Here is a 527-nt window from a genome sequence, read left to right as displayed (position 1 = left end):
CAATCCTTGCGGTTCACAACCTTACTGATAAACCATTGTCTGAACAACAAGGCTTGGTATGTATCCATTTGAAGTGCTATGGCGATAATCACTTCCATATCATAGACATGCGCAGAATATCCATTTTCAAGTTTGACGTATTGCGAATGCTGGAAGTCTTTCAGCACACTTTGTTTCCAAATGCGCTTGATGGTATTCTTCACTGCTGTACCCGTTACATTCAACAGTTCGGCAATCTCCCAAACTGTCATCCACACCTCACCATGATGTGGGGCGTAGATGACCATGTCTTTTTGTATTGTTATCACTTGTCGTTTCATACTCTGCCATTTATAGTGTTAGTATTATCGTTGCAAACATTTCCAAACGTGAATTCCTCAATGTTATTTATTTGCTGAGACAACTTTTCCACGTCTTTGCTCAATTTTTCCTTGGTAATCTTGGCATACACCTGGGTTGTCTTTATGTTCTTGTGACCAAGCATTGAACTCACGGTTTCTATTGGAACTCCGTTGGAGAGGCAAACC

Annotated in this window: 1 protein-coding gene and 1 pseudogene; both read right to left on the bottom strand. The window is 40.8% G+C overall.

What is annotated here, in order from left to right; genetic code table 11:
• Positions 1 to 320, bottom strand: a 320-nt coding sequence (locus BN4609_RS15470) for a virulence RhuM family protein (protein WP_068857385.1), incomplete at its 3' end; no start/stop codon positions are given.
• Positions 317 to 527, bottom strand: a pseudogene (locus BN4609_RS15465) (tyrosine-type recombinase/integrase); the annotation flags it as partial. The gene BN4609_RS15470 and the pseudogene BN4609_RS15465, both read right to left, overlap by 4 nt.

The sequence above is a fragment of the Leyella lascolaii genome, assembly GCF_900079775.1.
Lineage (GTDB): Bacteria > Bacteroidota > Bacteroidia > Bacteroidales > Bacteroidaceae > Prevotella > Prevotella lascolaii.
This window is presented reverse-complemented; position numbering and strand designations above follow the sequence as displayed.